General features: G+C 67.7%; 19 protein-coding genes and 1 tRNA gene. 15 read left to right on the forward strand and 5 right to left on the reverse strand.

Annotated elements, in window-relative coordinates; translation table 11 throughout:
- Positions 1 to 106: 106 nt before the first annotated feature.
- Together AC5L38_RS07120 and AC5L38_RS07125 are read right to left on the reverse strand one after the other, a co-directional pair.
- On the reverse strand, positions 107 to 709 hold the full coding sequence (locus AC5L38_RS07120; protein ID WP_495241936.1) for a GNAT family N-acetyltransferase: 603 nt from the start codon (positions 707 to 709) through the stop codon (positions 107 to 109).
- A 337-nt stretch (positions 710 to 1,046) separates the two neighbouring features.
- Positions 1,047 to 1,123 (reverse strand) — tRNA-Leu (locus AC5L38_RS07125).
- A 113-nt stretch (positions 1,124 to 1,236) separates the two neighbouring features.
- On the opposite strand from AC5L38_RS07125, the gene AC5L38_RS07130 reads away from it, so the two are divergent.
- From AC5L38_RS07130 to AC5L38_RS07155, 6 genes are all read left to right on the forward strand, one after another.
- Complete coding sequence (locus AC5L38_RS07130) at positions 1,237 to 1,839, forward strand: ANTAR domain-containing response regulator (protein ID WP_495241937.1); 603 nt, start codon at positions 1,237 to 1,239, stop codon at positions 1,837 to 1,839.
- A gap of 356 nt (positions 1,840 to 2,195) precedes the next feature.
- On the forward strand, positions 2,196 to 3,353 hold the full coding sequence (locus tag AC5L38_RS07135) for a branched-chain amino acid ABC transporter substrate-binding protein (RefSeq protein ID WP_495242081.1): 1,158 nt from the start codon (positions 2,196 to 2,198) through the stop codon (positions 3,351 to 3,353).
- 160 nt (positions 3,354 to 3,513) lie between these two features.
- A complete protein-coding gene (locus tag AC5L38_RS07140) occupies positions 3,514 to 4,482 on the forward strand; it encodes a branched-chain amino acid ABC transporter permease (protein WP_495241938.1) in 969 nt (322 codons plus the stop codon).
- On the forward strand, positions 4,479 to 5,648 hold the full coding sequence (locus AC5L38_RS07145) for a branched-chain amino acid ABC transporter permease (RefSeq protein WP_495241939.1): 1,170 nt from the start codon (positions 4,479 to 4,481) through the stop codon (positions 5,646 to 5,648). Before AC5L38_RS07140 ends, AC5L38_RS07145 begins: the two co-directional genes overlap by 4 nt.
- Positions 5,645 to 6,493 carry an ABC transporter ATP-binding protein gene (locus AC5L38_RS07150; RefSeq protein ID WP_495241940.1) on the forward strand — a complete coding sequence of 283 codons (849 nt, stop codon included), beginning with the start codon at positions 5,645 to 5,647 and terminating at the stop codon, positions 6,491 to 6,493. The genes AC5L38_RS07145 and AC5L38_RS07150 overlap by 4 nt, the downstream gene beginning before the upstream one ends.
- On the forward strand, positions 6,483 to 7,307 hold the full coding sequence (locus AC5L38_RS07155) for an ABC transporter ATP-binding protein (RefSeq protein WP_495241941.1): 825 nt from the start codon (positions 6,483 to 6,485) through the stop codon (positions 7,305 to 7,307). The genes AC5L38_RS07150 and AC5L38_RS07155 overlap by 11 nt, the downstream gene beginning before the upstream one ends.
- A gap of 186 nt (positions 7,308 to 7,493) precedes the next feature.
- Here AC5L38_RS07155 and AC5L38_RS07160 read toward each other — a convergent pair whose 3' ends face one another.
- Complete coding sequence (locus AC5L38_RS07160) at positions 7,494 to 8,063, reverse strand: DUF4352 domain-containing protein (protein ID WP_495241942.1); 570 nt, start codon at positions 8,061 to 8,063, stop codon at positions 7,494 to 7,496.
- A 241-nt stretch (positions 8,064 to 8,304) separates the two neighbouring features.
- Here AC5L38_RS07160 and AC5L38_RS07165 point away from each other — a divergent pair, with 241 nt between their 5' ends.
- The 3 genes from AC5L38_RS07165 to AC5L38_RS07175 are packed head-to-tail and all read left to right on the forward strand — an operon-like array spanning position 8,305 to position 10,811.
- On the forward strand, positions 8,305 to 9,168 hold the full coding sequence (locus tag AC5L38_RS07165; protein WP_495241943.1) for an ABC transporter substrate-binding protein: 864 nt from the start codon (positions 8,305 to 8,307) through the stop codon (positions 9,166 to 9,168).
- 3 nt (positions 9,169 to 9,171) lie between these two features.
- Positions 9,172 to 10,020, forward strand: a complete 849-nt coding sequence (locus tag AC5L38_RS07170) for an amino acid ABC transporter permease (protein WP_495241944.1) — start codon at positions 9,172 to 9,174, stop codon at positions 10,018 to 10,020.
- A complete protein-coding gene (locus AC5L38_RS07175; protein ID WP_495241945.1) occupies positions 10,017 to 10,811 on the forward strand; it encodes an amino acid ABC transporter ATP-binding protein in 795 nt (264 codons plus the stop codon). The genes AC5L38_RS07170 and AC5L38_RS07175 overlap by 4 nt, the downstream gene beginning before the upstream one ends.
- A gap of 554 nt (positions 10,812 to 11,365) precedes the next feature.
- Here the strand turns inward: AC5L38_RS07175 and AC5L38_RS07180 are convergent.
- Positions 11,366 to 11,710 (reverse strand): PaaI family thioesterase, encoded by a 345-nt coding sequence (locus tag AC5L38_RS07180; RefSeq protein WP_495242082.1) that lies wholly within the window; start codon positions 11,708 to 11,710, stop codon positions 11,366 to 11,368.
- A gap of 146 nt (positions 11,711 to 11,856) precedes the next feature.
- On the opposite strand from AC5L38_RS07180, the gene polA reads away from it, so the two are divergent.
- The 6 genes from polA to AC5L38_RS07210 all read left to right on the forward strand — a co-directional run bounded on the left by polA (position 11,857) and on the right by AC5L38_RS07210 (position 20,735).
- Positions 11,857 to 14,586: a DNA polymerase I gene (gene polA, locus AC5L38_RS07185; RefSeq protein ID WP_495241946.1), complete on the forward strand. Its 2,730-nt coding sequence runs from the start codon at positions 11,857 to 11,859 to the stop codon at positions 14,584 to 14,586.
- A 160-nt stretch (positions 14,587 to 14,746) separates the two neighbouring features.
- On the forward strand, positions 14,747 to 15,853 hold the full coding sequence (locus AC5L38_RS07190) for a polysaccharide deacetylase family protein (protein WP_495241947.1): 1,107 nt from the start codon (positions 14,747 to 14,749) through the stop codon (positions 15,851 to 15,853).
- A gap of 218 nt (positions 15,854 to 16,071) precedes the next feature.
- Positions 16,072 to 17,577: a 30S ribosomal protein S1 gene (gene rpsA / locus AC5L38_RS07195; RefSeq protein ID WP_362835365.1), complete on the forward strand. Its 1,506-nt coding sequence runs from the start codon at positions 16,072 to 16,074 to the stop codon at positions 17,575 to 17,577.
- Positions 17,578 to 17,892: 315 nt separating this feature from the next.
- Positions 17,893 to 18,348 carry a GNAT family N-acetyltransferase gene (locus AC5L38_RS07200; RefSeq protein ID WP_495241948.1) on the forward strand — a complete coding sequence of 152 codons (456 nt, stop codon included), beginning with the start codon at positions 17,893 to 17,895 and terminating at the stop codon, positions 18,346 to 18,348.
- A gap of 293 nt (positions 18,349 to 18,641) precedes the next feature.
- Complete coding sequence (coaE, locus tag AC5L38_RS07205) at positions 18,642 to 19,241, forward strand: dephospho-CoA kinase (protein ID WP_495241949.1); 600 nt, start codon at positions 18,642 to 18,644, stop codon at positions 19,239 to 19,241.
- A gap of 297 nt (positions 19,242 to 19,538) precedes the next feature.
- On the forward strand, positions 19,539 to 20,735 hold the full coding sequence (locus tag AC5L38_RS07210) for an SLC13 family permease (RefSeq protein ID WP_495241950.1): 1,197 nt from the start codon (positions 19,539 to 19,541) through the stop codon (positions 20,733 to 20,735).
- A gap of 75 nt (positions 20,736 to 20,810) precedes the next feature.
- Here the strand turns inward: AC5L38_RS07210 and AC5L38_RS07215 are convergent, their stop codons facing one another.
- A complete protein-coding gene (locus tag AC5L38_RS07215) occupies positions 20,811 to 23,807 on the reverse strand; it encodes an AfsR/SARP family transcriptional regulator (protein ID WP_495241951.1) in 2,997 nt (998 codons plus the stop codon).
- Between the last annotated feature and the right edge of the window lie 172 nt (positions 23,808 to 23,979).

Below are 23,979 nucleotides of genomic sequence, written 5' to 3' on the forward strand. Positions count from 1 at the left end.
ACCTTTCCTCAGGATTAATGACATTCATACATATCTGTCTGACCGAGTCGAGATCAACAACACAACCCAATTGCCCAGGAAACGACTTCGGTCACGCTCCCCGCCCTCACCCGCGAAGGTCGCCCTCCTCGTACTCCCACGTCCGCAACACCAGCGACCGCCCCTTCTCCTCCGAGGGGACGGGCGGCGCGTCCGTCAGGTGGTACCCCGCCGCGCGGGCCACCGCCACGCTCGCCGCGTTGTCGGCCTCGATCTCCAGCAGCAGCCGGGACACCCCCACCGTCTTGCGGGCGAACTCCGTCATCACCCGCACCGCCCCCGACGCCAGCCCCCGGCCCCGGTAGGCGGCTCCCAGCCCGTAACCGATCTCCGCGACGTCCAGGCCCAGCCCGCTCAGCATCAGCAGCACCTCGCCCGCGGGCTCACCCCCGTCCACGGTGATGGCCAGCTGCATCCGCTCCCCGGCCGCCCGCCGCCGCCTGGCCCGCTCCAGGTAGGCCCGCGCCGCCTCCGGGTCGAACGGCGAGGCCAGCGGCGTCCAGTAGGCCACCTCGGGGTCGTCGAACAACTCCACCATGGCCGGCAGGTCGTCGTCCTCCCACTCGCGCAGCACCACCCCGTGCCCGCCCAGCCTCACCCGCTCGGGAAGGCACACCCGCCCGGCACCGAGATCGTCCAGCCCCGTCCGGCCGTCCCCCGAAGTTTCCACGCCGACACCTCCCGTTTCGCCACTTCACGCCACTTGCGAGCAACCTACTCCGCTCGTGGGGCCACCATCCGCGCCTTGGTGTTCGAAGTCACCGGTGCGCCGTTCACGCACCGCTCCGAGGGGAGGCCGCGACGGCCGGTTCACGGTGCCGGGCGGCGGAAGGAGAGGAGCGCCGGGCGCCGCAAGGAGAGGAGCGCGGCCGGCGGTTTCCGCGGAAGGCCACCGGCGGTTTTCGAGCCGCCGCACACGGCGTCCGGAAACTCGTGGGACGACCGGCGCCGGCAGGTCCCGGGAAACACGGGAGCCGACCGGCCCCGGGCCGATCGGCTCATCACGATGGTGCCCCGAGTGGGATTCGAACCCACACTGAATGGATTTTGAGTCCATCGACTCTGCCGGTTGGTCTATCGGGGCTTTTTTTGTTCTATGTCCGGATTTTGCGCGCCACCTAAGAGCTTACCTAGAAGTAGATCACTCTCGGGCACCGGCGTGGTCCCAATCTAGCGGACGTCGGTACTCTCTTGCTCGTGAGTACGCAGCGGCGAGTGGTGATCGCGGAAGACGAGGCACTGATCCGCCTCGACCTCAAGGAGATGCTGGAGGAGGAGGGGTATGCGGTCGTCGCGGAGGCCGGAGACGGGGAGTCGGCGGTCAAGCTGGCGATGGAGCAGCGGCCGGATCTGGTGATCCTGGACGTGAAGATGCCCATCCTGGACGGCATCTCGGCGGCCGAGCAGATCGTGTCGCAGCGGATCGCGCCGTGTCTCATCCTCACGGCCTTCTCGCAGCGCGATCTGGTCGAGCGGGCGAGGGACGCCGGCGCGATGGCGTACCTGGTGAAGCCGTTCACGAAGTCGGACCTGGTCCCGGCGATCGAGATGGCGGTCAGCAGGCACCAGGAGATCGCCGCGCTGGAGCGCGAGGTCGGCACGCTCTCGGAGCGGCTGGAGACGCGCAAGCTGGTGGAGCGGGCCAAGGGCCTGCTGATGGAGCGTCACGGGTGGAGCGAGCCGCAGGCGTTCCGCTGGATCCAGAAGGCCTCGATGGACCGACGGCTGAGCATGCGGCAGGTGGCGCAGATCGTGGTGGCTGACGGCGCGGAGCCCGAGGTGGAGGCCCCGGAGGCCTGACAGGAGAATTTCGGCCATTTTCGGACGCTGTGCCCGCCAGGCGCCCGTAGAGCGCCTCCCAGGGGGTGCGGAGCGGGCCTCCGGGCGGCCGGAGTGATCGCCCTGGAGACCGCGAGGTCGCCAGTGACCACGGCTTTTGCATCTGATAGCCGAAAAGGATCGGTGTTATAACGAAGCGGCAACGGTGGGCCGTCCTGTATCGACCCGTGACATCCGCTAGTTGTACTAACCGACACAACCCCTGGCCACCCGCCAGGGAGGGCATCTGTGAACTCGGTCCCGACGAGGGGCCGGGCGAAAGGAAGGCAACCTTGCGGCCTAAGACTGCACGCCTCGGTGGAGTGCTTGCCGCCGGTGTGGCGCTCACCCTCGGTCTCGCTGCCTGCAGCAGCGGTGGTACGGAGGCCACGCCGGCTGCTGAGGGTAGCTCCGGTGCTGCCGCCCCCAGCACTGTCAAGATCGGCTTCATGGGTGACCTGACCGGTGCCAACGCCGGCATCGTCATTCCCCCCCGGAACGGTGCGAAGCTCGTCATCGACGAGTACAACAAGACCAACCCGGCCGTGAAGATCGAGCTTGTCGAGTACGACAGCCAGGCGGACCCGTCCAAGGCGGTCGCCCTGGCCCAGCAGGCCATCAAGACCGACAAGATCGTCGGCCTGATCGGTCCCGCGTTCTCCGGTGAGTCCGCCCAGGTGGCGCCGGTGCTGGAGGAGGCGAAGCTGCCGAGCATCTCGGCGTCCGCCACCAACGCCGCGCTGGCGACGAACGGCTGGAAGTTCTGGCACCGCGTGCTGCCGAGCGACAGCATCCAGGGCCCCGGCATCGGTGACTTCATCGCGACCGGTGTCGGCGCGAAGAAGGTCTTCGTCATCGACGACAAGTCCGAGTACGGCAAGCCGCTGTCCGACGCGGTCAAGGCCGCGCTCGAGGCCAAGGGCGTCAAGCCGGAGACCGACTCGCTCGACCCGGCCGAGAGCGACTTCTCCTCCGTGGTCAACAAGGTCGCGGCGTCCAAGCCCGAGGCGATCTTCTTCGGCGGTTACTACGCCGCGGGCGGCAACCTGCTCAAGCAGCTCCGCGACAAGGGCGTGACCGCGAAGTTCCTGTCCGGCGACGGTTCGCTGGACAAGGGCCTGATCGACGGCGCCGGTGCCGACAACGCCGAGGGCGCCCTGGTCGGCTGCCCCTGCTACATCGCCACCCCGGACGTCACCGACGCCAAGGTGAAGGCCTTCGCCGACGCCTACAAGGCCGCCTACAGCGCCGACCCGGCCATCTACGCGGCCGAGGGCTACGACGCCGCGACGGTCTTCGTCGACGCCATCAAGGCGGGCAACGTCACCCCCGACAAGATCAACGAGTTCATCGCCACGGTGGACCTCGCGGGCGTCTCGAAGCAGGTCAAGTTCGAGGCCAACGGTGAGGTCTCCGCGAAGGACATCTACATCTACCAGGTCAAGGATGGTGCGATCGGCCTGCTGGGCAAGGCCACCGAGGCCAAGCTGGGTTAGTCCGGCGCTGAAGGACATTAGGTAGTCGACGCGCGGGGAGCGGGAACGCCGCGAATGCGTTCCCGCTCCTCTCGTACTTCCAGAGAGTCCACGAGGTTCTGCTGGAGGCGGTGTGCTACCCGGACGTGCAGGCGACCCCCGCTAGAAGTGGTAATCCCTAGTGCTCAATGACTTCATCAATCAGTTCTGGCCGGCAACGATCGACGGCCTGGCCTTCGGCTCGATCTACGCCCTGATCGCGCTCGGTTACACGATGGTGTACGGCGTGCTGCGGCTGATCAACTTCGCGCATTCCGAAGTTTTCATGATCGGCACCTTCGGTGCGATGTTCGTACCGTTCGTGCTCGGCATCAACTCACCCCTCACCGGCATCGCGCTGGTCGGCCTCATCCTGGCGATGATCCTGGCCGGCATGCTCGCCTCGGCGGGCACCGCGGTGGCCCTGGAGCGAATCGCATACCGGCCGCTGCGCCAGCGTGGCGCGTCCCGGCTGGCGGCGCTGATCTCGGCGATCGGCGCCTCGATCTTCCTGCAGGAGCTGTTCGCGCTCCTGGTGATCCCGAACGTCTTCAACCGTCCGGAGCAGGGCAGGATCCAGATGGGTCTGCCCCGCATCATGGAGCGGACCGAGCTCTTCTCGATCTTCGGCCACGTGGTCCGGGTCGACCAGGTCTTCGTCATCGTCGCCGCGGTCGGCATGATGGTCGCGCTGGACGCCCTGGTGAACCGGACGAAGATCGGCCGTGGTATCCGCGCCACCTCGCAGAACCCCGAGGCCGCGGTCCTGATGGGCGTCGACATCAACCGGATCGTCCGGATGACCTTCCTCATCGGCGGCAGCATGGCCGGCGTGGCGGGCGCGCTCTACCTGATCTCGTACGAGAACACGAACTTCCTCATCGGATTCCTCTTCGGTATCAAGGCGTTCACCGCGGCGGTCCTGGGTGGCATCGGTAACCTGCGCGGCGCCCTGGTCGGCGGAATCACGCTCGGACTGGTGGAGAACTACGGAGCCATCTTCTTCGGCTCCGACTGGAAGCACGTGATCTCCTTCACCATCCTCGTCTTGGTCCTGATGTTCCGCCCCACCGGCATCCTCGGTGAATCACTCCAGCAGGCGCGCGCATGAACCAGAAGAATCCCCTGGCAGGCATCCGCACCGGCCTTGGCCGCTTCGGTGACGCCATGCACGATCGCTGGCAGGACACTCCCGGCTGGCAGCGCTGGATCCTTTACGTAGCCCTGATCATCGGGGCGCTGCTGCTGCCGTCGGAGAGCCTCGCCCCCATCATGTCGCCCTACACCGACTGGGCGAGCATCCTGTTCTTCCCGATCGGGACCTACGTGGTCCTGGCGATCGGCCTGAACGTGGTGGTCGGCCAGGCGGGCCTGCTCGACCTGGGCTTCGTCGCGTTCTACGCGGTCGGCGGCTACGCGATGGCGCTGATCGGCACCCGGCTGGGCTGGAACTTCTGGCTCATCCTGCTGGTCGGCATCGGGATCTGCGCCCTGTCGGGCATCACGCTGGGCGCTCCGACGCTGCGGTTGCGCGGTGACTATCTGGCGATCGTCACGCTGGGCTTCGGTGAGATCATCCGCATCACCGCCCGCAACACCGACGAGATCGGCGGCCCCAACGGCATCCGCGGCATCCCGCACCCGCCGAGCTACGAGGACCTGCACCTGTTCGGGATCAGCATCCCCAACGTGTTCGGGGTCGATCCGTTCAAGTACGGCGTGCTGGACCCGCGACCCTATTACTACCTGCTGGTCGCGCTGGCCGTCATCGTGATCATCCTGGTGAAGCGCTGGGAGAAGAGCCGGGTCGGGCGTGCCTGGGCGGCGATCCGCGAGGACGAGGACGCGGCCGAGGTCATGGGCGTGCCGACGTTCCGCTTCAAGATGCTCGCCTTCGCCATCGGCGCCTCCATCGGTGGCGCGATGGGCGTGCTGTGGGCGGCGAAGGCCATCTCGATCAACCCGAACGACTTCCAGTTCCTGCTGTCGGCGACGATCCTGGCCGCGGTGGTCATGGGCGGCGCGGGCAACCTGCCGGGTGTCATGCTGGGCGCCTTCGTGGTGGCCTGGCTGCCCGAGCGGTTCCGCGGCCTGCAGGAGTACCGCATGCTGATCTTCGGTGCGGTGCTCGTGGCACTGATGATCTTCCGTCCGGAGGGTCTGCTGCCATCGCGCCAACGCAAGGCGGAGCTGAAAGAGGGGTCAGGCGGGATGGGTACGCTCGGAGCCGAGGTTCCCGGGCCCGAGTCGCAGGGTGAGGAGGTGGCCTCCAAGTGAGCGCCGAAGTGAATCCGGCCGACGCGAGTCCGGCGGGGACGAGCCCGAAGGCCGTGCAGACGGAGCGCGCGGGCCGCGCCATGCTGGAGCTGAAGAGCCTCGTCATGCGGTTCGGCGGTGTCACGGCACTGCGTGACGTCAACCTGACCATCAACGAGGGAGAGATCTTCGCTCTCATCGGCCCGAACGGCGCCGGAAAGACCACGGTCTTCAACGTGGTCACCGGCGTCTACCAGCCGACCGAGGGCGAGGTCCGCTTCCTGGACGAGAAGATCAGCGGCGTCAAGCGCTTCAAGATCACGAAGCGGGGCGTCGCCCGCACGTTCCAGAACATCCGGCTGTTCCACAACATGACGGCCATCGAGAACGTCATGGTGGGCGCGGACGCGCACCACAGGTCGGGCATGGTCAGCGTGGCGCTGGGGCTTCCCTGGCACCGCCGGGCCGAGAAGGACGGGCGAAAGCTCGCGATGGAGCTCCTCGACTTCGTCGGCGTCTCGCACCGTGCTCACGAGCACGCCAAGAACCTGCCCTACGGTGACCAGCGCCGTCTGGAGATCGCCCGCGCGCTCGCGACCAACCCGAAGCTGCTGCTGCTGGACGAGCCCGCCGCCGGTATGAACCCGGCGGAGAAGGTCGCTCTGCAGCAGCTGATCCGGGACATCCGCGACGCGGGCCGGACGATTCTGATCATCGAGCACGACATGAGCCTCATCATGGGCATCAGTGACCGCATCGCGGTGCTGGACTTCGGCCAGAAGATCGCCGATGGCCTGCCGGACGAGGTGCGGACCGACCCCCGGGTCGTCGAGGCGTATTTGGGAGCTCCCGCCGATGCTTCTTGAGGTCAAGGACATCCGTGTCCACTACGGCAAGATCGAGGCGCTCAAGGGCATCTCGGTCGAGGTGAACGAGGGCGAGATCGTCACGCTCATCGGGGCGAACGGGGCGGGCAAGACCACGACCCTGAAGACGATCTCGGGCCTGCGCGGCCTGTCGTCGGGGAGCATCATCTTCGACGGCAAGGACATCAGCAAGATGCCCGGCCACAAGCGGGTCCTCGCGGGCCTGGGGCAGGCGCCCGAGGGCCGGGGCGTGTTCCCCGGCATGACGGTGCACGACAACCTGCTCATGGGCGCGTACACCCGCTCGGGTGACTTCAGCGCCGACCTGGCCGAGGTCTACGAGCTGTTCCCCCGCCTGGCCGAGCGCAGGACCCAGATGGGCGGCACGATGTCCGGCGGCGAGCAGCAGATGCTCGCCATCGGCCGCGCGCTGATGGCCAAGCCCAAGGTGCTGCTGCTGGACGAGCCGTCGATGGGCCTGGCGCCGCTGCTGGTGCAGCAGATCTTCGAGATCATCGAGGAGATCAACCGCCGGGGCACCACGGTGCTGCTGGTGGAGCAGAACGCCCAGCAGGCGCTGAAGCTGGCCCACCGCGCCTACGTCCTGGAGACCGGGAAGGTGGTCAAGAGCGCGCCCGCGGACGAGCTGCTCAACGACCCCGCCGTGCAGGCCGCCTACCTGGGCGGCGGCGCGGAGATCGACCTGGAGGCGGAGGCGGCGCACGCCAAACCCGCTCCGGCGGCACCCGCTTCCGCTCCTGCTCCGGCTCCGGCTCCGCAGGAGAAGCGGGACACCACGGAAGAGCTGCCCTGACGACCCCGTGCGTCCACGGTCCTCGCGGACCCGATGGCAGGTGACGGGCCCGTCGCGCGAGCGCGGCGGGCCCGTCCACGCGGGTGGCGGCGAAGGCTTCCGATACGGGAGTCTCCCGCCGGGACGACGCCCGGCAGCGACCCCGGGCGGCACCCGGGTACGGCGCCGGGAGGGTCGGGGACGGCTCTACGCCAGCGGCACCTGAACGCCGTCGGTGCCGCCGGTCACGCCGAGGGGCGGGTCGCCGAACAGCCGGATCGCCGACACCTTCGCCTCCTTGGGGATGTCGTACCAGAGGTCCAGCTCGACCCTGACCCCGGCGCCGAGCGGGAGCTCGTCGGGCTGCCGCTTGATGGCCTGCGCGAACTTGTCGACCGTGTAGGCGCTGCCGTCGGAGGCGACGAGCTTTTGCCGTTTGGCATCGAACCGGGCGTTGGTGCGGCCGGGGTTCTCCACCAGGATCCGCACGACCACGTACTGCCCCTTGGCCTGCCACTCGGCGTGGCTGCCGAAGAAGCCGCTCAGGCCCTTCTGCAGGCCGATCACCTGGAACCGGGTGTCGCCGTCGGTGACCGGCGCGGCCTTCACCGGGCTCTCGCTCGGCCGTACCGGGCGCGGCGGGAGCTCGTAGGTCGGGGTGGGCGCGGTCGGGGGAGAGGCGGAAGGCGCCGGGTCCGCTCCGGCACAGCCGGACAGCACGACGGCGGCGGCGACGGCGACGGCGGCGCCGGTGAGCAGGATCAGCGGATCACGCACACCCGGCAACGTAACCGAGGTAGATCCTGAAGTTCAACGGCTCCCCCCGATGGGGGTCGTCGATCAGGCAAGTTCCGGTGCCCGCATCCACGTGGCGGCAGGGTATTGAACAGAAAACTCCGGACGCGGTTGTTGTCCGAATTGTGTCGTACTGGTGATCTGCATGATTATGCAGGTGATGAAGCATGACCTGCACTGAGGTATCCATACAAGAAGCGACATTGACCGTAAGGAGGCCTTCGTGGGCCTGAGTTTTGTTTCCCGTCGTGCGATGGCGGTGGGCGCCATGGTCGTCGCCGGTGCGCTCGGCCTTTCGGCCTGCGGTGGTGGCGACTCCACCTCCGCCAGCCCGAGCGATGGTTCCTCGGCAAGCGCCCCCGCGGCCGCGGGCGGCCCCAAGCTCGTCACTCCCGGCAAGCTGACCACCTGCACGAACCTGCCCTACGAGCCCTTCCAGTTCAAGGAGGGCGACAAGGTCGTCGGCTTCGACGTCGACATCGTCGACCTGGCCGCGAAGAAGCTCGGCCTGACGCAGGAGATCGTCGACATCGACTTCGCCGTCATCAAGAGCGGTGCGGCGATGGCCACCAACAAGTGTGACGTCGCCGCCGCCGGCATGACGATCACCGAGGAGCGCAAGGCCAACATCGACTTCTCCGAGCCCTACTTCGACGCCACGCAGGCCCTGCTGGCCAAGAAGGGCGCCGGCGTCAAGACCCTCGACGAGGTGAAGGCGAAGGGCCTCAAGCTCGGCGCCCAGGCCTCCACCACGGGCCTCGACTACGTCAAGGAGAAGGGTCTCGACCCGAAGGAGTTCGCCGACTCCCCCAAGGAACTGCTGGGCCTGCAGTCCGGCCAGGTCGACGTGATCGTCCAGGACCTCCCGGTCGTCCTGACCTGGCTGAAGAAGCCGGAGATCGCCGACAAGTTCGAGCTGGTCGCCAGCCTCGACACCGGCGAGCAGTACGGCGTCGGCCTCAAGAAGGGCGCCGACCCGATCCTGCTCAAGGCGATCAACGAGGCGATCTCCACCGCCAAGTCCGACGGCACCTACGAGCAGATCTTCGTCAAGTGGTTCGGTAAGAAGCCCGGCGAGCTCGGCTAACCGATGACCGACCACCCAAAGACGGCCGAGCCCACTCCTGGCGGGGGCGCCCCCGCCAGGAGTGGGCTCAGTCCCCGCAAGAGGCAGCAGATCAGCAGGGGCGTCCAGTACTTCGTGCTGGCGGCCGTGGTCGTCTTCCTCGCCCTGCGCATCGAGTGGGGCAAGCTCGGGGAGAACTTCACCAGGCCCGACATCGCCGAGAAGACGCTTCCCGACCTGTTCACGGTCGCGTTGAAGAACACGATCATCTACTCGGTCGGCGGTTTCGTCTTCGCCTTCCTGCTCGGCCTGCTGTTCGCGCTGATGCGGCTGTCGTCGGTGCGGCCCTACCGGTGGATCGCGGTCGCCTACATCGAGATCTTCCGTGGGCTGCCCGCCCTGCTGGTCTTCCTGCTCATCCTGTTCCTGCCGCTGGCCATCACCGGCTTCGAGGTGCCCGGCGGCACGTACGGGCAGGGCATCCTGGGCCTGACGATCGTCGGCTCGGCCTACATGGCCGAGACGCTCCGTGCCGGGCTCCAGGCTGTCCCCAAGGGGCAGATGGAGGCGGCGCGCTCGCTGGGCATGTCCTACTCGCGGGCCATGGTCAGCATCGTCATCCCGCAGGCCGTGCGCATCGTCATCCCGCCGACGACCAACCAGTTCGTGTCCCTTCTCAAGGACTCCTCGCTGGTGCTGTTCCTGGGCGTCTCGGGCGACTACGTGGAACTCACGAAGTTCGGCAACGACACGGCCTCGACCTATGCCAACGCCACGCCCATCCTGGTCGTAGGTGTGACGTATCTACTGGTCACCATCCCGCTGGGGTACCTCGCGTCCCGGCTGGAGAGGCGACAGGCGAGGGGACGGTGACAGTGACTCCGACGGCTTCAGAGCCCCCGGCGGCCCCGGCGGCCCACGCGGTCGAGATCCGTGACCTGCACAAGTACTTCGGGAAGAACGAGGTCCTGCGGGGCATCGACTTCGCCGTCGACCCCGGCCAGGTGGTCTGCGTCATCGGCCCCTCGGGGTCGGGCAAGTCCACCCTGCTGCGCTGCGTGAACCTGCTGGAGCAGCCCACGTCGGGCAAGGTCGTCGTCAACGGCGTGGAGCTGACCGACCGCGACGTCGACATCGACGCGGCCCGCCGCGGCGTCGGGATGGTCTTCCAGCAGTTCAACCTGTTCCCGCACATGACCGTCCTGCAGAACGTGATGATCTCGCAGCGCCGGGTGCTGAAGCGGGGCAAGGCCGAGGCCGAGCGGATCGCCAGGGAGAACCTGGACAAGGTCGGCATCGGAGAGAAGTGCGACGCCTTCCCCGCCCAGCTCTCCGGCGGGCAGCAGCAGCGCGTGGCCATCGCCAGGGCACTGGCCATGAGCCCGGCGCTGATGCTCTTCGACGAGCCCACCTCGGCGCTCGACCCCGAGCTCGTCGGGGACGTGCTCACGGTCATGCGCAAGCTCGCCGAGGAGGGGATGACCATGCTCGTGGTCACCCACGAGATGGCGTTCGCCCGCGACGTGGCCGACCGGGTCGTGTTCATGGACGGCGGCGTGATCGTGGAGGACGGCGCCCCGGAGCAGGTGATCAGCGCCCCGCAGCACGAGCGCACGAAGACCTTCCTGCGCCGCGTGCTCGACCCGACGCACACCGACATCTGATCTGCCTCCACCGAGTCTCACACGGCCCGCGCCACCCGGCGCGGGCCGTACGTGTGTGACGAGGCGGGAGCGAGGGACGGGGCGCCGGAGGACCGGCGGGGACGGATCCCGGCGCGGTCGTGAGCGTGTCGTGAGAGTCCGCGCGAGGCCGCGAGAGCCCGCGTGCGGCAGACGGGAGCGGATCCCCGGCGCGGGCGCAGGCGTGTCGCGAAAGAGCCGGAGCCGGGCCGCCGGGAAAGGGAAGGGGAAAGGGGAAGGACCGGAGCGGGAGACGGGCCGGCGGAGACGGGGAAGGGCCGGAACGGATTCCGGCCCGCGGAGCCCACGGGCACGAGCCGAACGCGGCGAGCCCGGGGGAGACCTTTGGCGCCATACGGAGCTTCCCCGACCCCGCACGTTTTCTACTCGGCCTCCCCACGGGCATCGCCGTCACCCACCGTAGCGGACTCCTCACGCGGAGAGGGCAAAAAGGCGGTCCGAATATGATCGAGGACGAGATGTGATCAGACGATCGGCGGACGTGATCGGGCCCGATCGGGTGTGGGAGGGCCCTGTCAGGCGTCGCGCAGCATGCACGTGAGACGTGAGGTGCAGACCCGGCGGCCCTGCTCGTCGGTGATCTCGATGTCGTAGGTGGCCAGCGTACGGCCGCCGTGGATCCGGGTGGCCACCCCGGTGACCAGCCCGGACGTGGCCGAGCGGTGGTGGGTGGCGCTGATCTCGATGCCCATGGCGATCCGCCCGGGGCCCGCGTGGATCGCCGCGCCCGTCGAGCCCAGCGTCTCCGCCAGCACGCACGACGCGCCGCCGTGCAGCAGGCCGTACGGCTGGATGTTGCCCTCGACCGGCATCGTTCCGACCACGCGCTCCGGGGTGGCCTCGGTGATCACGATGCCCATCCGGTCCACCAGCGTGTTCCTGTGCGATGCGCCGAGCGCCTCTTCGATGCGCCGGGCGGCTTCGTCGCGGTCTGTCACGGTCAAGGGGGCGTCTCCTGTCGTACGAGGTCAGGTTTTCTGTCGCACCAGGAGACTAGGCTTTCGGTGTGCCGAAGAGCGAAGCGACCCCCACTCGTCCGTGTCTCCTGCTGCTGGATGGGCATTCACTGGCCTATCGGGCGTTCTATGCCCTGCCGGAGGAGAATTTCTCCACCACCACGGGCCAGACGACCAACGCGGTCTACGGTTTCACCTCGATGCTGGTCAACGTGCTCCGCGACGAGCGGCCGACCCACGTGGCGGTCTGCTTCGACCGTTCGGAGCCCACGTTCCGCCACGAGGAGTACGCCGAGTACAAGGCGAACCGGAGCGCGAGCCCCGACAGTTTCCGCAGCCAGATGAGCCTGATCCACGAGGTGCTCGACGCCTTGCGCGTGCCGCACCTGTCGCTGGCCGGATACGAGGCCGACGACCTGATAGCCACCCTCGCCACCCGCGCCGCCGAGCAGGACATGAACGTGCTGGTCGTCACCGGCGACCGCGACGCGCTGCAGCTCGTCGACGAGCGGGTCACCGTGCTGATGACCCGCGTCGGCATCAGCAACATGACCCGCTTCACCCCCGAGGCGGTGCTGGAGAAGTACGAGCTCACCCCGGCCCAGTATCCCGACTTCGCGGCCATCCGCGGCGACTCCAGCGACAACCTGAAGAACATCCCCGGCGTGGGCGAGAAGACCGCCGCCAAGTGGATCCGCGAGTTCGGCTCGCTGGAGGAGCTGGTCAACCGGGTCGACGAGGTCAAGGGCAAGGTCGGCGACAAGCTCCGCGACCACCTCGACCAGGTGCTGATGAACCGGCGGCTCACCCAGCTGATCCGCGACGTGCCGCTGGAGCACGACGTCACCGCCCTGGAGATCGGCGCGGCCGACCGCGAGGAGATCAACAAGATCCTCGACACGCTGGAGTTCCGCGGCGAGATCCGCGACCGGCTGTTCAAGACGATCGGCTCGGCCGAGGCGGAGGCGGAGGAGGGCTTCGAGGTCGAGGCCGTCACCCTGGGCCCCGACGAGGTGGGCCCGTGGCTGCGCGCGCTGCCCGAGGGCCGCGCGGGCCTGGCCTTCAAGGGCGCGTACGGCAGCGGCACCGGCCGCGTCGACAGCGTCGCCATCGCGGCGGCCGGAGCGGGGGCCGGCGCGGCCGCCGGCGCGAAGAGCGGCCCCGGCGCGGCGTTCATCGACCCGACCACGCTCACCGAGGCCGACGAGGCGGCCCTGCGCGAGTGGCTGGCCGACGCCTCGAAGCCCAAGGCCGTGCACGACGCCAAGGGCCCGATGCTGGCGCTGTGGGCGCAGGGCATGGAGCTGCGCGGGCTCACCTGCGACACCGCCCTCGCCGCCTACCTGGCGATGCCGGGGCAGCGCTCGTTCCCGCTCGAGGACCTCGTGCGGGTCTACCTCCGGCGCGAGCTGCGCAGCGAGGCCGACAACGGCGGCCAGGCCAGCCTCTTCGACGCCGAGGACGACGACGGCGCCCGCGATCTGGCTTTGCGGGCGCTGGCGGTCGGCGAGCTCGCCGACGCGCTGGAGGCGTTCTTGGAGCCGCTGGGGGGCACCCACCTCATGCGTGACGTGGAGTTGCCGCTCGTCACCGTGCTGGCCGAGCTGGAGCGGGCCGGCATCGCCGCCGACCGGGAGCACCTCGGCGCCCTGGAGGCCGAGTTCGGCGCCGCGGTGAAGCAGGCCGTCGAGGCGGCGCACGCCTCCGTGGGCGGCGAGCAGTTCAACCTGGGCTCGCCCAAGCAGCTCCAGGAGATCCTGTTCGTCAAGCTCAACCTGCCCAAGACGAAGAAGACCAAGACGGGCTACACCACCGACGCCTCCGCGCTTGCCTGGCTCGCCGCCCAGACCGAGCACGAGCTGCCGACGATCATGCTGCGCCACCGCGACCAGGCCAAGCTCAAGGTCACGGTCGAGGGCCTGATCAAGGAGATCGCCGACGACGGCCGCATCCACACCACGTTCAACCAGATCGTGGCGGTCACCGGGCGGCTCAGCTCGGAGAAGCCCAACCTGCAGAACATCCCGATCCGCACCGCCGAGGGCCGCCGCATCCGGCAGGGGTTCGTGGTCGGCAAGGGCTTCGAGACCCTGCTCACCGCCGACTACAGCCAGATCGAGCTGCGCGTCATGGCCCACCTGTCCGGGGACGAGGCGCTCATCGCCTCCTTCGAGTCCGGGCACGACTTCCACATGGCCACCGCGGCCCGGGTCTTCGACGTCGAGCCGCAGAAGGTCACCGGGGAGATGCGGGCCAAGATCAAGGCGATGAACTACGGCCTCGCCTACGGCCTGTCCGACTTCGGGCTGTCGGAGCAGCTCAACATCCCGGTCTCCGAGGCGCGGGCCCTCAAGGAGGAGTACTTCGAGGAGTTCGGCGGCGTCCGCGACTTCCTCAACGCGATCGTCGCCCAGGCCAGGAACGACGGCTACACCGAGACCATCCTCGGCCGCCGCCGCTACCTGCCCGACCTCAACAGCGACAACCGCCAGCGCCGCGAGATCGCCGAGCGGATGGCGCTCAACGCGCCCATCCAGGGATCGGCGGCCGACATCATCAAGGTCGCCATGCTCAACGTGCAGAGCGCGCTGAAGGAGGCGTCGCTGGGGTCCCGGATGCTGCTGCAGGTCCACGACGAGCTCGTGTTCGAGGTGGCCCCCGGCGAGCTGGAGACCCTGCGGGAGCTGGTCACCGACCGCATGAACGCCGCGTACTCCCTGCGCGTCCCGCTCGCCGTCTCGGTGGGCGTCGGCCGCACCTGGGAGGACGCCGGGCACTGACGGCCGCTTCCGGGAGGCGCCGAACGGAGCGCCTCCCGGACCCTCCGGCGGGGGCTGAGACCGGTCGCGGGATGCCGGACCTCACTGATTGGCCGGGCCTGTCCGAGTCTGTTCTAGGCTGGTGATCCAAGCCGAGAAGCTCGACGGGCACGGGAGTTCTGTGCGGAGTCCAATCCCCCTGACGAAGATCATTTTACTGGCCAACGTGCTGGTCGTCGTGGTGGCGGTGGTGGTGCTCCTGGTGCTCCCGCCGGCCTCCGCGCCCCCCGGCGCGACCCGGCCGGGCACGGTGACGAGCGGCCCGTCGTCGTCCGCGTCACCCCCGCCCAAGCTGCCCTCCGCCGAGCTGCCGCCCCCGATCACCGCCTCGGCGGAGTTCGCCCGGCAGGTGAGGGCCAACGAGGCCGGAGCGGTCCCGATCCTGATGTACCACCGGATCACCCGCAAGAGGCTGGCCTCCATCGACCGCACCCCCGCCCAGGTGCGCAAGGAGCTGGAGCGGCTCGCCAGGGGCGGCTACGTGCCGGTCACCGCGCGGGAGTTCGCCACCGGGAGGATGGACATCCCGGCGGGCAGGTACCCGGTCGTGCTGACCTTCGACGACGGCCATCCCAGCCACTTCGCCCTCGACGCGAACGGCGTCCCGGCCAAGAACACCGCGGTCGGCATCATCTACCAGGTGGCGGCGAAGTATCCCGGCTTCCGGCCCGTCGCCACCTTCTGGGTGAATCGAGACCCGTTCGGCCTGCGCGAGCGTGAGGACCAGGAGCGGGCCGTGCGGTGGCTGGCCTCGCGGGGCTTCGAAGTGGCCAACCACACCTGGAGCCACCCCCACCTGCCGAACCTGTCCAGGAAGAAGGTCGTCGAGCAGGTGGCCAGGGTCGAGCGGCTGCTGAAGAGGCTCGGTGTCCCCCCCTCGCAGACGATGGCGCTGCCGTTCGGCGCGATGCCCCGCAAAAGATCTACCGTTCAGAAGGGGAAATGGGACGGAGTGTCCTACCGGTTCAAGGGCGTCTTCCTCGCCGGTGCCGAACCGTCGGTCTCGCCGTTCGTCAAGGACTACGACTGGCGCGCGATCCAGCGGATCCAGAGCAACGGCAGGAAGGGGGAGTGCCGCAAGTGGTGTTCCGAGTACTGGCTCGGGTGGCTGGACAAGCATCCCCGCGAGCGCTACACGGCCGACGGGGACCCCGATCGGATCTCCATCCCCAGCAGGCTTCGAGGTAATATCAGGGCGGACCGGAGGCAGAAGATCAACGCTTATTGAGCGAGATCGTTATCCTTTCGGCACGCGGGCGCGTAGAGTCACTGGATTGACCATACCCGTCTGGTCTCATATGCTGATCGCTGCGCTGTGGGCTCGCGCGCGTCTCGGACGGAGTGGGCTCGCGCTCGATCACACCGATGAATTCTTCGGCTGACGGTAAGAGGCCTGCCGCGCGTTCGCCACATCGACATCTGTCCGCGTTCGGAGCAACTCCACACATGACGAGCAGCACTGAGGCCACCTCGAGCACCCCGCAGGTAGCGGTCAACGACATCGGCTCCGAGGAAGAGTTCCTCGCAGCGATCGACCTGACCATCAAGTACTTCAACGACGGCGACATCGTCGAGGGCACCGTCGTCAAGGTCGATCGAGACGAAGTTTTGCTCGACATCGGCTACAAGACCGAGGGTGTCATCCCCTCGCGCGAGCTCTCGATCAAGCACGATGTCGACCCGGCGGATGTCGTCGAGGTTGGCGAGCACGTCGAGGCCCTCGTCCTCCAGAAGGAGGACAAGGAAGGCCGCCTGATCCTGTCCAAGAAGCGCGCTCAGTACGAGCGGGCCTGGGGCACGATCGAGAAGATCAAGGACGAGGACGGCATCGTCACCGGCACGGTCATCGAGGTCGTCAAGGGTGGACTCATCCTCGACATCGGCCTGCGTGGCTTCCTGCCGGCGTCCCTGGTCGAGATGCGGCGCGTCCGCGACCTCCAGCCGTACGTGGGCCGCGAGCTCGAAGCGAAGATCATCGAGCTCGACAAGAACCGCAACAACGTGGTTCTGTCCCGCCGCGCCTGGCTCGAGCAGACCCAGTCCGAGGTTCGCCAGACGTTCCTCAACACCCTGCAGAAGGGTCAGGTCCGCAAGGGCGTCGTCTCCTCGATCGTCAACTTCGGTGCGTTCGTCGACCTCGGCGGCGTCGACGGTCTGGTCCACGTCTCCGAGCTCTCCTGGAAGCACATCGACCACCCCTCCGAGGTCGTCGAGGTCGGCCAGGAGGTCACCGTCGAGGTGCTCGACGTCGACATGGAGCGCGAGCGCGTCTCCCTGTCGCTCAAGGCGACGCAGGAAGACCCCTGGCAGCAGTTCGCCCGCACCCACCAGATCGGTCAGGTCGTCCCGGGTCGCGTCACCAAGCTGGTGCCGTTCGGTGCGTTCGTCCGCGTCGAGGAGGGCATCGAGGGCCTGGTCCACATCTCCGAGCTGGCCGAGCGCCACGTCGAGATCCCCGAGCAGGTCGTTCAGGTCGGCGACGAGATCTTCGTGAAGATCATCGACATCGACCTCGAGCGCCGCCGGATCTCGCTGTCGCTCAAGCAGGCGAACGAGGGTGCGATCGGCGCCGACGTCGAGTTCGACCCCACGCTGTACGGCATGGCGGCGACCTACGACGACTCGGGCAACTACATCTACCCCGAGGGTTTCGACTCCGAGACCGGCGAGTGGCTCGAAGGCTTCGACAAGCAGCGCGAGGAGTGGGAGCGGCAGTACGCCGAGGCCCAGACCCGCTTCGAGGCTCACAAGAAGCAGGTCGAGGAGGCCCGCAAGGCCGAGGCCGAGGCGGGCGAGGCTGCCCCCACGTCCTACTCCGGCGAGACCCCGTCCTCGGGTTCCACCGGCGCCTCCAGCAGCAGCAGCGGCTCCTCCGCTCCGGCGGCGGGCGCCCTGGCCTCCGACGAGGCTCTCGCGGCTCTGCGCGAGAAGCTCGCGGGCGGCCAGAACTGACCTCGCTGTCATGACAACGCGGTAGAAGATCGACGGAAGGGCCCCGCCTCGGCGGGGCCCTTTCCGCTTTCCCGGCCGGGGTTCTCTTGTGGTGTGGCTTCGCGTTCCCGGCAGGGGCCTCCCGTCGCGTGCTCTTGAGTTTCCCGGCCTCTTCCGCCATGCGGCTTCGCGCCCGCTCAAGGAATGTCGCCCCCGTCCCCACCGAGGCCGGGCCGCCTCTTCCCGGCCCTTCCCGCGCCTTCGGCGCCTGCGGGGGCGTCCGGTGGCGGCCGTCCAGCCTCGCCCGGTGTCTCGCCCGGCCGCTAGGGTGACGGCGTGATCGTGATCGAGGTGGCGGAGCCCGAGGACGCGGGCGAGATCCTGACCGTGCAGCGCGCCGCCTACGTGGGCGAGGCCCAGCTCTACGGCGACCCGTTCATCCCGCCGCTCGTGGAGTCGGCCGCCCAGGTCCGCAAGGCCGTCGAGACGGCCATCGTGCTCGTCGCCCGCGACGGGGCGAGGATCGTGGGGTCGGTCCGCGGCCGGATGTCCGGCACGACCTGCCTGGTCGGCCGCCTGGTGGTCGCCCCCGACCGGCAGGGCGCGGGCATCGGCGGATCCCTGCTGGCCGCCCTGCACGACGAGGCCGCCACGGCCCTCGCCTTCGACCTGTTCACCGGCCACCTGTCGGAGGGCAACCTGCGCCTCTACCGTCGCCACGGCTACCGCGAGACCCGCAGGGAGCCGATGAGCGACCACCTGACGCTGGTGCACATGCGCAGGGAGCTGTGAGGGCCTCAGGAGCGTTCCCGTACGTCGGGTGATGTCCGGTGGCGTCCCAGGGCCGGAGGGCGGCAGGCGTGACCTCCGGCGCCGAGATGGGCGATTCCTGCCTGCTCGCCGGGTGCCTCGGGTCGTCAGCCGGTAGGCAGCGTGAGGGGCGCTTCCGGCCCCCGCGGGAGGGACGACCACCTCGTACGACGGGACGAACAGCGACCTCAGGTGCTCCCGTCCCCGCCACCGAATGTGAAAACCCCGTCGCCGGCCGCGCCGGAGCGCGGCCCGCACGGCGTATGCTGCGGATCATGTTGAAGGTGGGGCTTACCGGTGGCATCGGGTCGGGCAAGAGCGAGGTCTCCCGGCGGCTGGGCGCCCGGGGTGCCGTGGTCATCGACGCCGACAAGATCGCCAGGGAGGTGGTCGAGCCGGGAACCCCCGGGCTGGCCCGCGTGACCGGCGTCTTCGGCACGGGTGTCCTGCGCGAGGACGGCTCGCTCGACCGGGAGAAACTCGGCTCGATCGTCTTCGCCGACTCCGAGAAGCTCGCCTCCCTCAACGCCATCGTCCACCCGCTCGTCGGCGCCAGGGTCGGCGAGCTGCAGGAGCAGGCGGCCCCCGGCAGCATCGTGATCTACGACGTGCCGCTGCTGGCGGAGAACAAACTCGCCCCCATGTACGAGGTGGTGATCGTCGTCGACGCCGCCGACGAGGTGCGCGTCGCCCGGCTGATCGAGCTGCGCGGCATGAGCGAGCAGGACGCCAGGGCCAGGCTCGCCGCCCAGGCGACCCGCGAGGAGCGGCTGGAGATCGCCGACATCGTCGTCCCGAACGAGGGGACTCTGGAGGAATTGGAGGCCCGGATGGACGGCATCTGGGCCGATCTCACGTCCCGCGTCACCGTCTGAGCGGGAGAGTTCGTCCGGGGGACCTTGGCGGTTACTGAGCGGGAGAGTCCGTCCGGGGATTTCGGCGCTCACTGAGCGGAAGGGCCCCTCTGGGACCTCGGCGCTCAGTAAGCGGGAGAGTCCGTCCGGGGATCCCGGTGCCTACTGAGATCCCGATGCCTGCTGAGGGGGAGGGCCCGTCCGGGGATCCCGGCGCTCGCCCGAGCCGCACGCTTCATGAGATCTCGGTGACCCACGCCGGAGCCTGGGCGCCATAACCCCGCCCCGGCCCTGTTCGCGCAGGTGAGGCGTGCGAACATGTCCGATGTGCTGCGGCGATTGAGTGTTCTGGATCGGATCCGCTTCGGACTACTCGGCCTCGGCCTCCTGTTCGTCGCGACCGGTCTGCTCCCCCTCCAGGAGGCCTGGAGCGAGATGGAGCGGATCGCGCCGATCCTGCTGTTCCTCGCCGCGGTGATCGTCCTGGCGGACCTCGTCAAGGAGGCTCAGCTCTTCGACGTGATCGCGACCCGGCTGGCGGTGGTGGGACGGGGGAACCACGTCGCGCTGTTCCTGCTGTGCACGGCCTTCGCCTCGCTGGTCACCGTCTTCCTGAACCTGGACACCACGGTGGTACTGCTGACGCCCGTCATGCTCGCCCTCGCGGCCAGGACCGGGATCGCCGCGCTGCCGCTGGCCATGACGACCCTCTGGCTGGCCAACACCGCCGCCCTGCTCCTGCCGGTGTCGAACCTGACGAACCTGCTGGCCATGGAACGGCTCGGCATGTCCGCCCGCGAGTTCGCCGGGCGGCTCTGGTTGCCGCAGATCGTCTCCATCGCGGTCACCATGGTCTTCCTGTGGCTGTTCTTCTGGCGCCGTGGCCGTCGCGGAGCGGCCCGCTACGAACCGCCGATCCCGGGGCCGGTCGCCGACCCGGTGCTGTTCAGGATCGCGATCTCGGCGTGTGTCCTCTTTGTCACCGCGATCCTGCTGGAGCTGCCGATCCAGTTCGCCGCCCTGGGCGGAGCGGCCCTGATGATCGCCGCCTTCGCCTGGCGTGACCGCAAGAAGCTCACCCTCGAGCTGTTCCCCTGGCAGCTGCTCGTCTTCGTCGTCGGCCTCTTCCTGGTGGTGCCCACCCTGAGCCGGTACGGCCTGGCCTCGGTGATGAGCTCCCTCGTCGGGACCTCCGGGGGCGCGGGGGGCGACGGGGCCTACCGCGTGGCGGCGGTCGGCGCGGTGCTGTCCAACCTGATCAACAACCTGCCCGCCTACACGGTGGTGGAGCACGCCATCCCCCCGGGCAGCCGGGACCTGCTGCTCGCCCTGCTCATCGGCACCAACGCAGGCTCGGTGATCACTCCGTGGGCCTCCCTCGCCACCCTGCTGTGGTTCGAGTGGTGCCGCCGTCGGGGAGTGCGGGTGCCGATGCTCACGTTCGTCCTGACCGGGACCGTGCTGGTCGTGGTGGGGGTGACGGCCACGGTGGCGGCGTTGCTGCTCACGGCCTGAACGGGACGCAGACCTGTGTGGGCGCCCTGCAAAAAGCCCTTGGAGCTATCTTCCTCGACCTTCGTCAATCCGTGATCACCCTGGTGATCGTGTTGTGAAAGCCGACACCCCATGTATCCGCTGGGCGATCTCCCCGGCTTCTGGGACTCCCATGGGAGAGAGGATGTCGAAGGCCATTTTCCACTGAGTGGTGGCCTTTTCGGTCCTGCCGAGTGCGTGTAGCGCATGGGCGAGGTGGTCGCGGGCCAGACCCTGCCGGTACCGGTCTTTAATGGTGATGGCTATATCCAGAGCGGCATGCTGATTCTCCAGCGCCGACTGTCTTTCCCCAGTTTCCAGGAGGACTGTTCCGAGATTCATTAAGATGTCGCACTCAGCATACTGGTCTCCTACCTCCTTTATTTGGATAAGGGCCTGTCTGTGCTGTTTGATGGCCTCGGCATAATTTCCCTGCCGTCTGCGTATTCTGCCTATATTGCTCATGGCATTTGCTTCAAATCGGCGATTTCCCACCTCTCTGTTCAGTCGGATCGACTGGTGTTGAAATTCCAGGGCTGTCTCTAGATCGTTCAGGGTTTCGTGAACTTCGCCCAGAATTACCAGTGTATAAGCCTCGTCATTTTGATTTTTTGTCTTGCGGTCAAAGGCCAGGCAGCGTTCGATACAGCGAAGCGCATCCAGCGACCGGCCCAACCTGAGATGGGCGATCCCCAGAGTGAACATCGCCGTCACTTCGCCCTGCTCATCGTCGAGTCGCTGAAACAAATCGATCGCCATCAGGCAGTTCTTCATCGCCTGCCGGAAGTCTCCGGTCCAGAGCAGGCTGTATCCGATCCGGCTCAGTGTATAGCCCTCCCCCTTCCGGTCCCCTGTCGTCCGGCTGAGTTCCAGGGCCTGCCGTTGATACTCAAGACATTTGTCTATTTTCCCGGAGAACATGTTCGCCGCGCCCAGGGCGTTCAGTATCCGTCCCTCACCGTGCTGGTCGCCGACCTCGCGGACAGCCGACAGGGCGGTCTGGTAAGTCGTCAACCAGTCATCGGTTCTGTCTCTGAGATAGAAAAAGTAATCCAGCGTGTATGCGATCTGCCACGCGTAACCAGGCCATCCATGCCCCGCTGCGTGGTTGACAGCGGAAATCAGTGCCGGATATTCGATGTCCAACCATGCGGTTGCGGAATCATAATCGTCAAAGACTGGAATGCCGTGCGAAGGGGGTTCCGAGATGAGCTTGATCTCGCTGTGGTCGGCGTGCACCTGCTTCATGGCGGATCTGGCCGTGTGCAGATACCAGTCGAACAGCCGGATCAGCGCGCTGTGCCGAGTCGCCTCGGTGTCTTCGGACTCGCCCTGTTCGCGGGCGAACAGGCTCACCAGGTCATGCATGATGAAACGCCCGTCGGTGCCGCACTGGACGAGGTGCGCGCCGACGAGCGTGTTGAGAGCCGCGTTCACGGCTCCGACGGACGAGCCGGCCAGGGCGACGACCTCGTCGACGCCGATGTCCGGGCCGGGATGAAGCCCCAGCAACCTGAAGGTCCGCTGTGCATGCTCGGGCAGGCCCCTGTAGGACATCGTGAAAGCGGCCCGGACACCTACATGCGGGTCCTCCTCGATGTCCAGGGCCGTCAGCCGGTTCTCCCGGAGAAGCCTGGCCGTGAAGTCGGCGATGGGCAGCGTGGGCTGGCCTACCAGATGCGCTGCGGCCAGCCGCAGCGCGAGCGGAAGATATCCGCAGAGGTGAGCGAGTTCGAGTACGGCGTCGGCTTGGTCGCTGATCCGTTCCTTCCCCAGGACGGCGATGAGCAGTGCCTTCGCCTCATCGGGTGAGAGCAGGTCGAGGGTGAGCGTGTCGACATCGTGCGTCGCGGTGAGTCCCCGCAGAGAGTCCCGGCTAGTGATCACCACCTTGCACAGCGACGAGCCGGGCAGCAACGGACGTATCTGTTCCGGCTTGGCCGCGTTGTCGAGCACCACGAGCATTCGTCTGTCCGCCAGAAGTGATCGATACATCGACGCCCGCTCGTCGACCTCGTGGGGAATCTGGTCCGTGGCGACCCCGAGTCCTTTCAAGAGCTGGTGCAGCGCCTGAGTACCGGTGACTGGCTGCCCTTGGGAGTAGCCGTGAAGGTTCACGTACAGCTGCCCGTCGGGAAACCGGTCCGCCACACGGTGTCCCCACCGCGTTGCGAGCGCGGTCTTCCCGATCCCGGGAGTGCCGGTGATAGCGGTGATCACCACGGCTGACGCACCGTTCCGACCCACGGAGAGCAGGAGGTCCAGACGTCGCAGACTCTCCTCACGACCGGTGAAGCGAGCGATGTCGGCCGGCAGCTGCCTGGGCACGACCGTCGTGGGCGATGCGACTGGGGAGGAAGATGCCGGAGAGGAGGGGACGGGTTCTGTCGAAGTGGTTTCAGAGTTTGGTCCACCCGCCAGGATCGACCGGTGCAACCGGGTGAGCTCCTCACCCGGGTCCAGTCCGAGTTCCTCGCGGAAGTGCCGCCTGGCGATGCCGAATTCCTCCAGCGCCTCCGCCGTACGGCCAATTTGATGAAACGCTCGCATCAACTGACCTCGGAAGCCCTCATGTAGAGGGTGCTCCGCTACTAGCAGGCGCAGTTCGCCGATCAACTCCGCGTGCCGTTTCAGAGTGAGATCCGCCTCGATGCGTTTGAAGACGGCGGCGATGCGTAATTCTTCGAGCGCTCCTCCCTCCGCTGCCTGAAATTCGGGTTGGGTGCCGTCGAGTGCGGGGCCGCGCCAGAGCGCCAGTGCCGTACTGAAGTGATCAGAGGCTTTCGCGGCTTCGCCTTCGATCATGGCGGAGCGTCCCGCCGCCGTCTCGGTGAGGAAGACATCGAGGTCGGAGTCGCCCGGCAGCAGCCGCAGGGAGTAGCCGGTAGGCGTGCCCACCAGGGCGTTCGCGTCGTCGAGCAGGCGCCGTACGGACCACAGGTGATTGTGGAGCAGTCGCCGGCCGGTCGCCGGAATGGCTCCTCCCCACAGGGCCGTCAGTAATCGGTCGTGGGGGACGATCCGATTCGCCTGCAGCACGAGAAGAGCGAGCAATGTTCGTTGTTTGGGCCCTACGACATTGACCGAACGCTTGTCGCGCCATACGTCGACCGGACCAAGGACGCGAAGCTGCGTTTCGACTCTCCGTACGGTCATCGCTGAGTGAAGTGGTGCGTGTGCGCCCCGCACATATTTCCTGTCCTGGACTGCTTCATACGTGACTCAT

Source organism: Streptosporangium nanhuense, from assembly GCF_059358815.1.

Bases quoted from the DNA above. Each gene is read 5' to 3' on its own strand.
- AC5L38_RS07170 (WP_495241944.1), top strand. From the start codon at position 9,172: ATGACCGACCACCCAAAGACGGCCGAGCCCACTCCTGGCGGGGGCGCC.
- rpsA (WP_362835365.1), top strand. From the start codon at position 16,072: ATGACGAGCAGCACTGAGGCCACCTCGAGCACCCCGCAGGTAGCGGTC.
- AC5L38_RS07180 (WP_495242082.1), bottom strand. From the start codon at position 11,710: ATGGGCATCGTGATCACCGAGGCCACCCCGGAGCGCGTGGTCGGAACG.
- AC5L38_RS07210 (WP_495241950.1), top strand. From the start codon at position 19,539: ATGTCCGATGTGCTGCGGCGATTGAGTGTTCTGGATCGGATCCGCTTC.
- AC5L38_RS07155 (WP_495241941.1), top strand. From the start codon at position 6,483: ATGCTTCTTGAGGTCAAGGACATCCGTGTCCACTACGGCAAGATCGAG.
- coaE (WP_495241949.1), top strand. From the start codon at position 18,642: ATGTTGAAGGTGGGGCTTACCGGTGGCATCGGGTCGGGCAAGAGCGAG.
- AC5L38_RS07145 (WP_495241939.1), top strand. From the start codon at position 4,479: ATGAACCAGAAGAATCCCCTGGCAGGCATCCGCACCGGCCTTGGCCGC.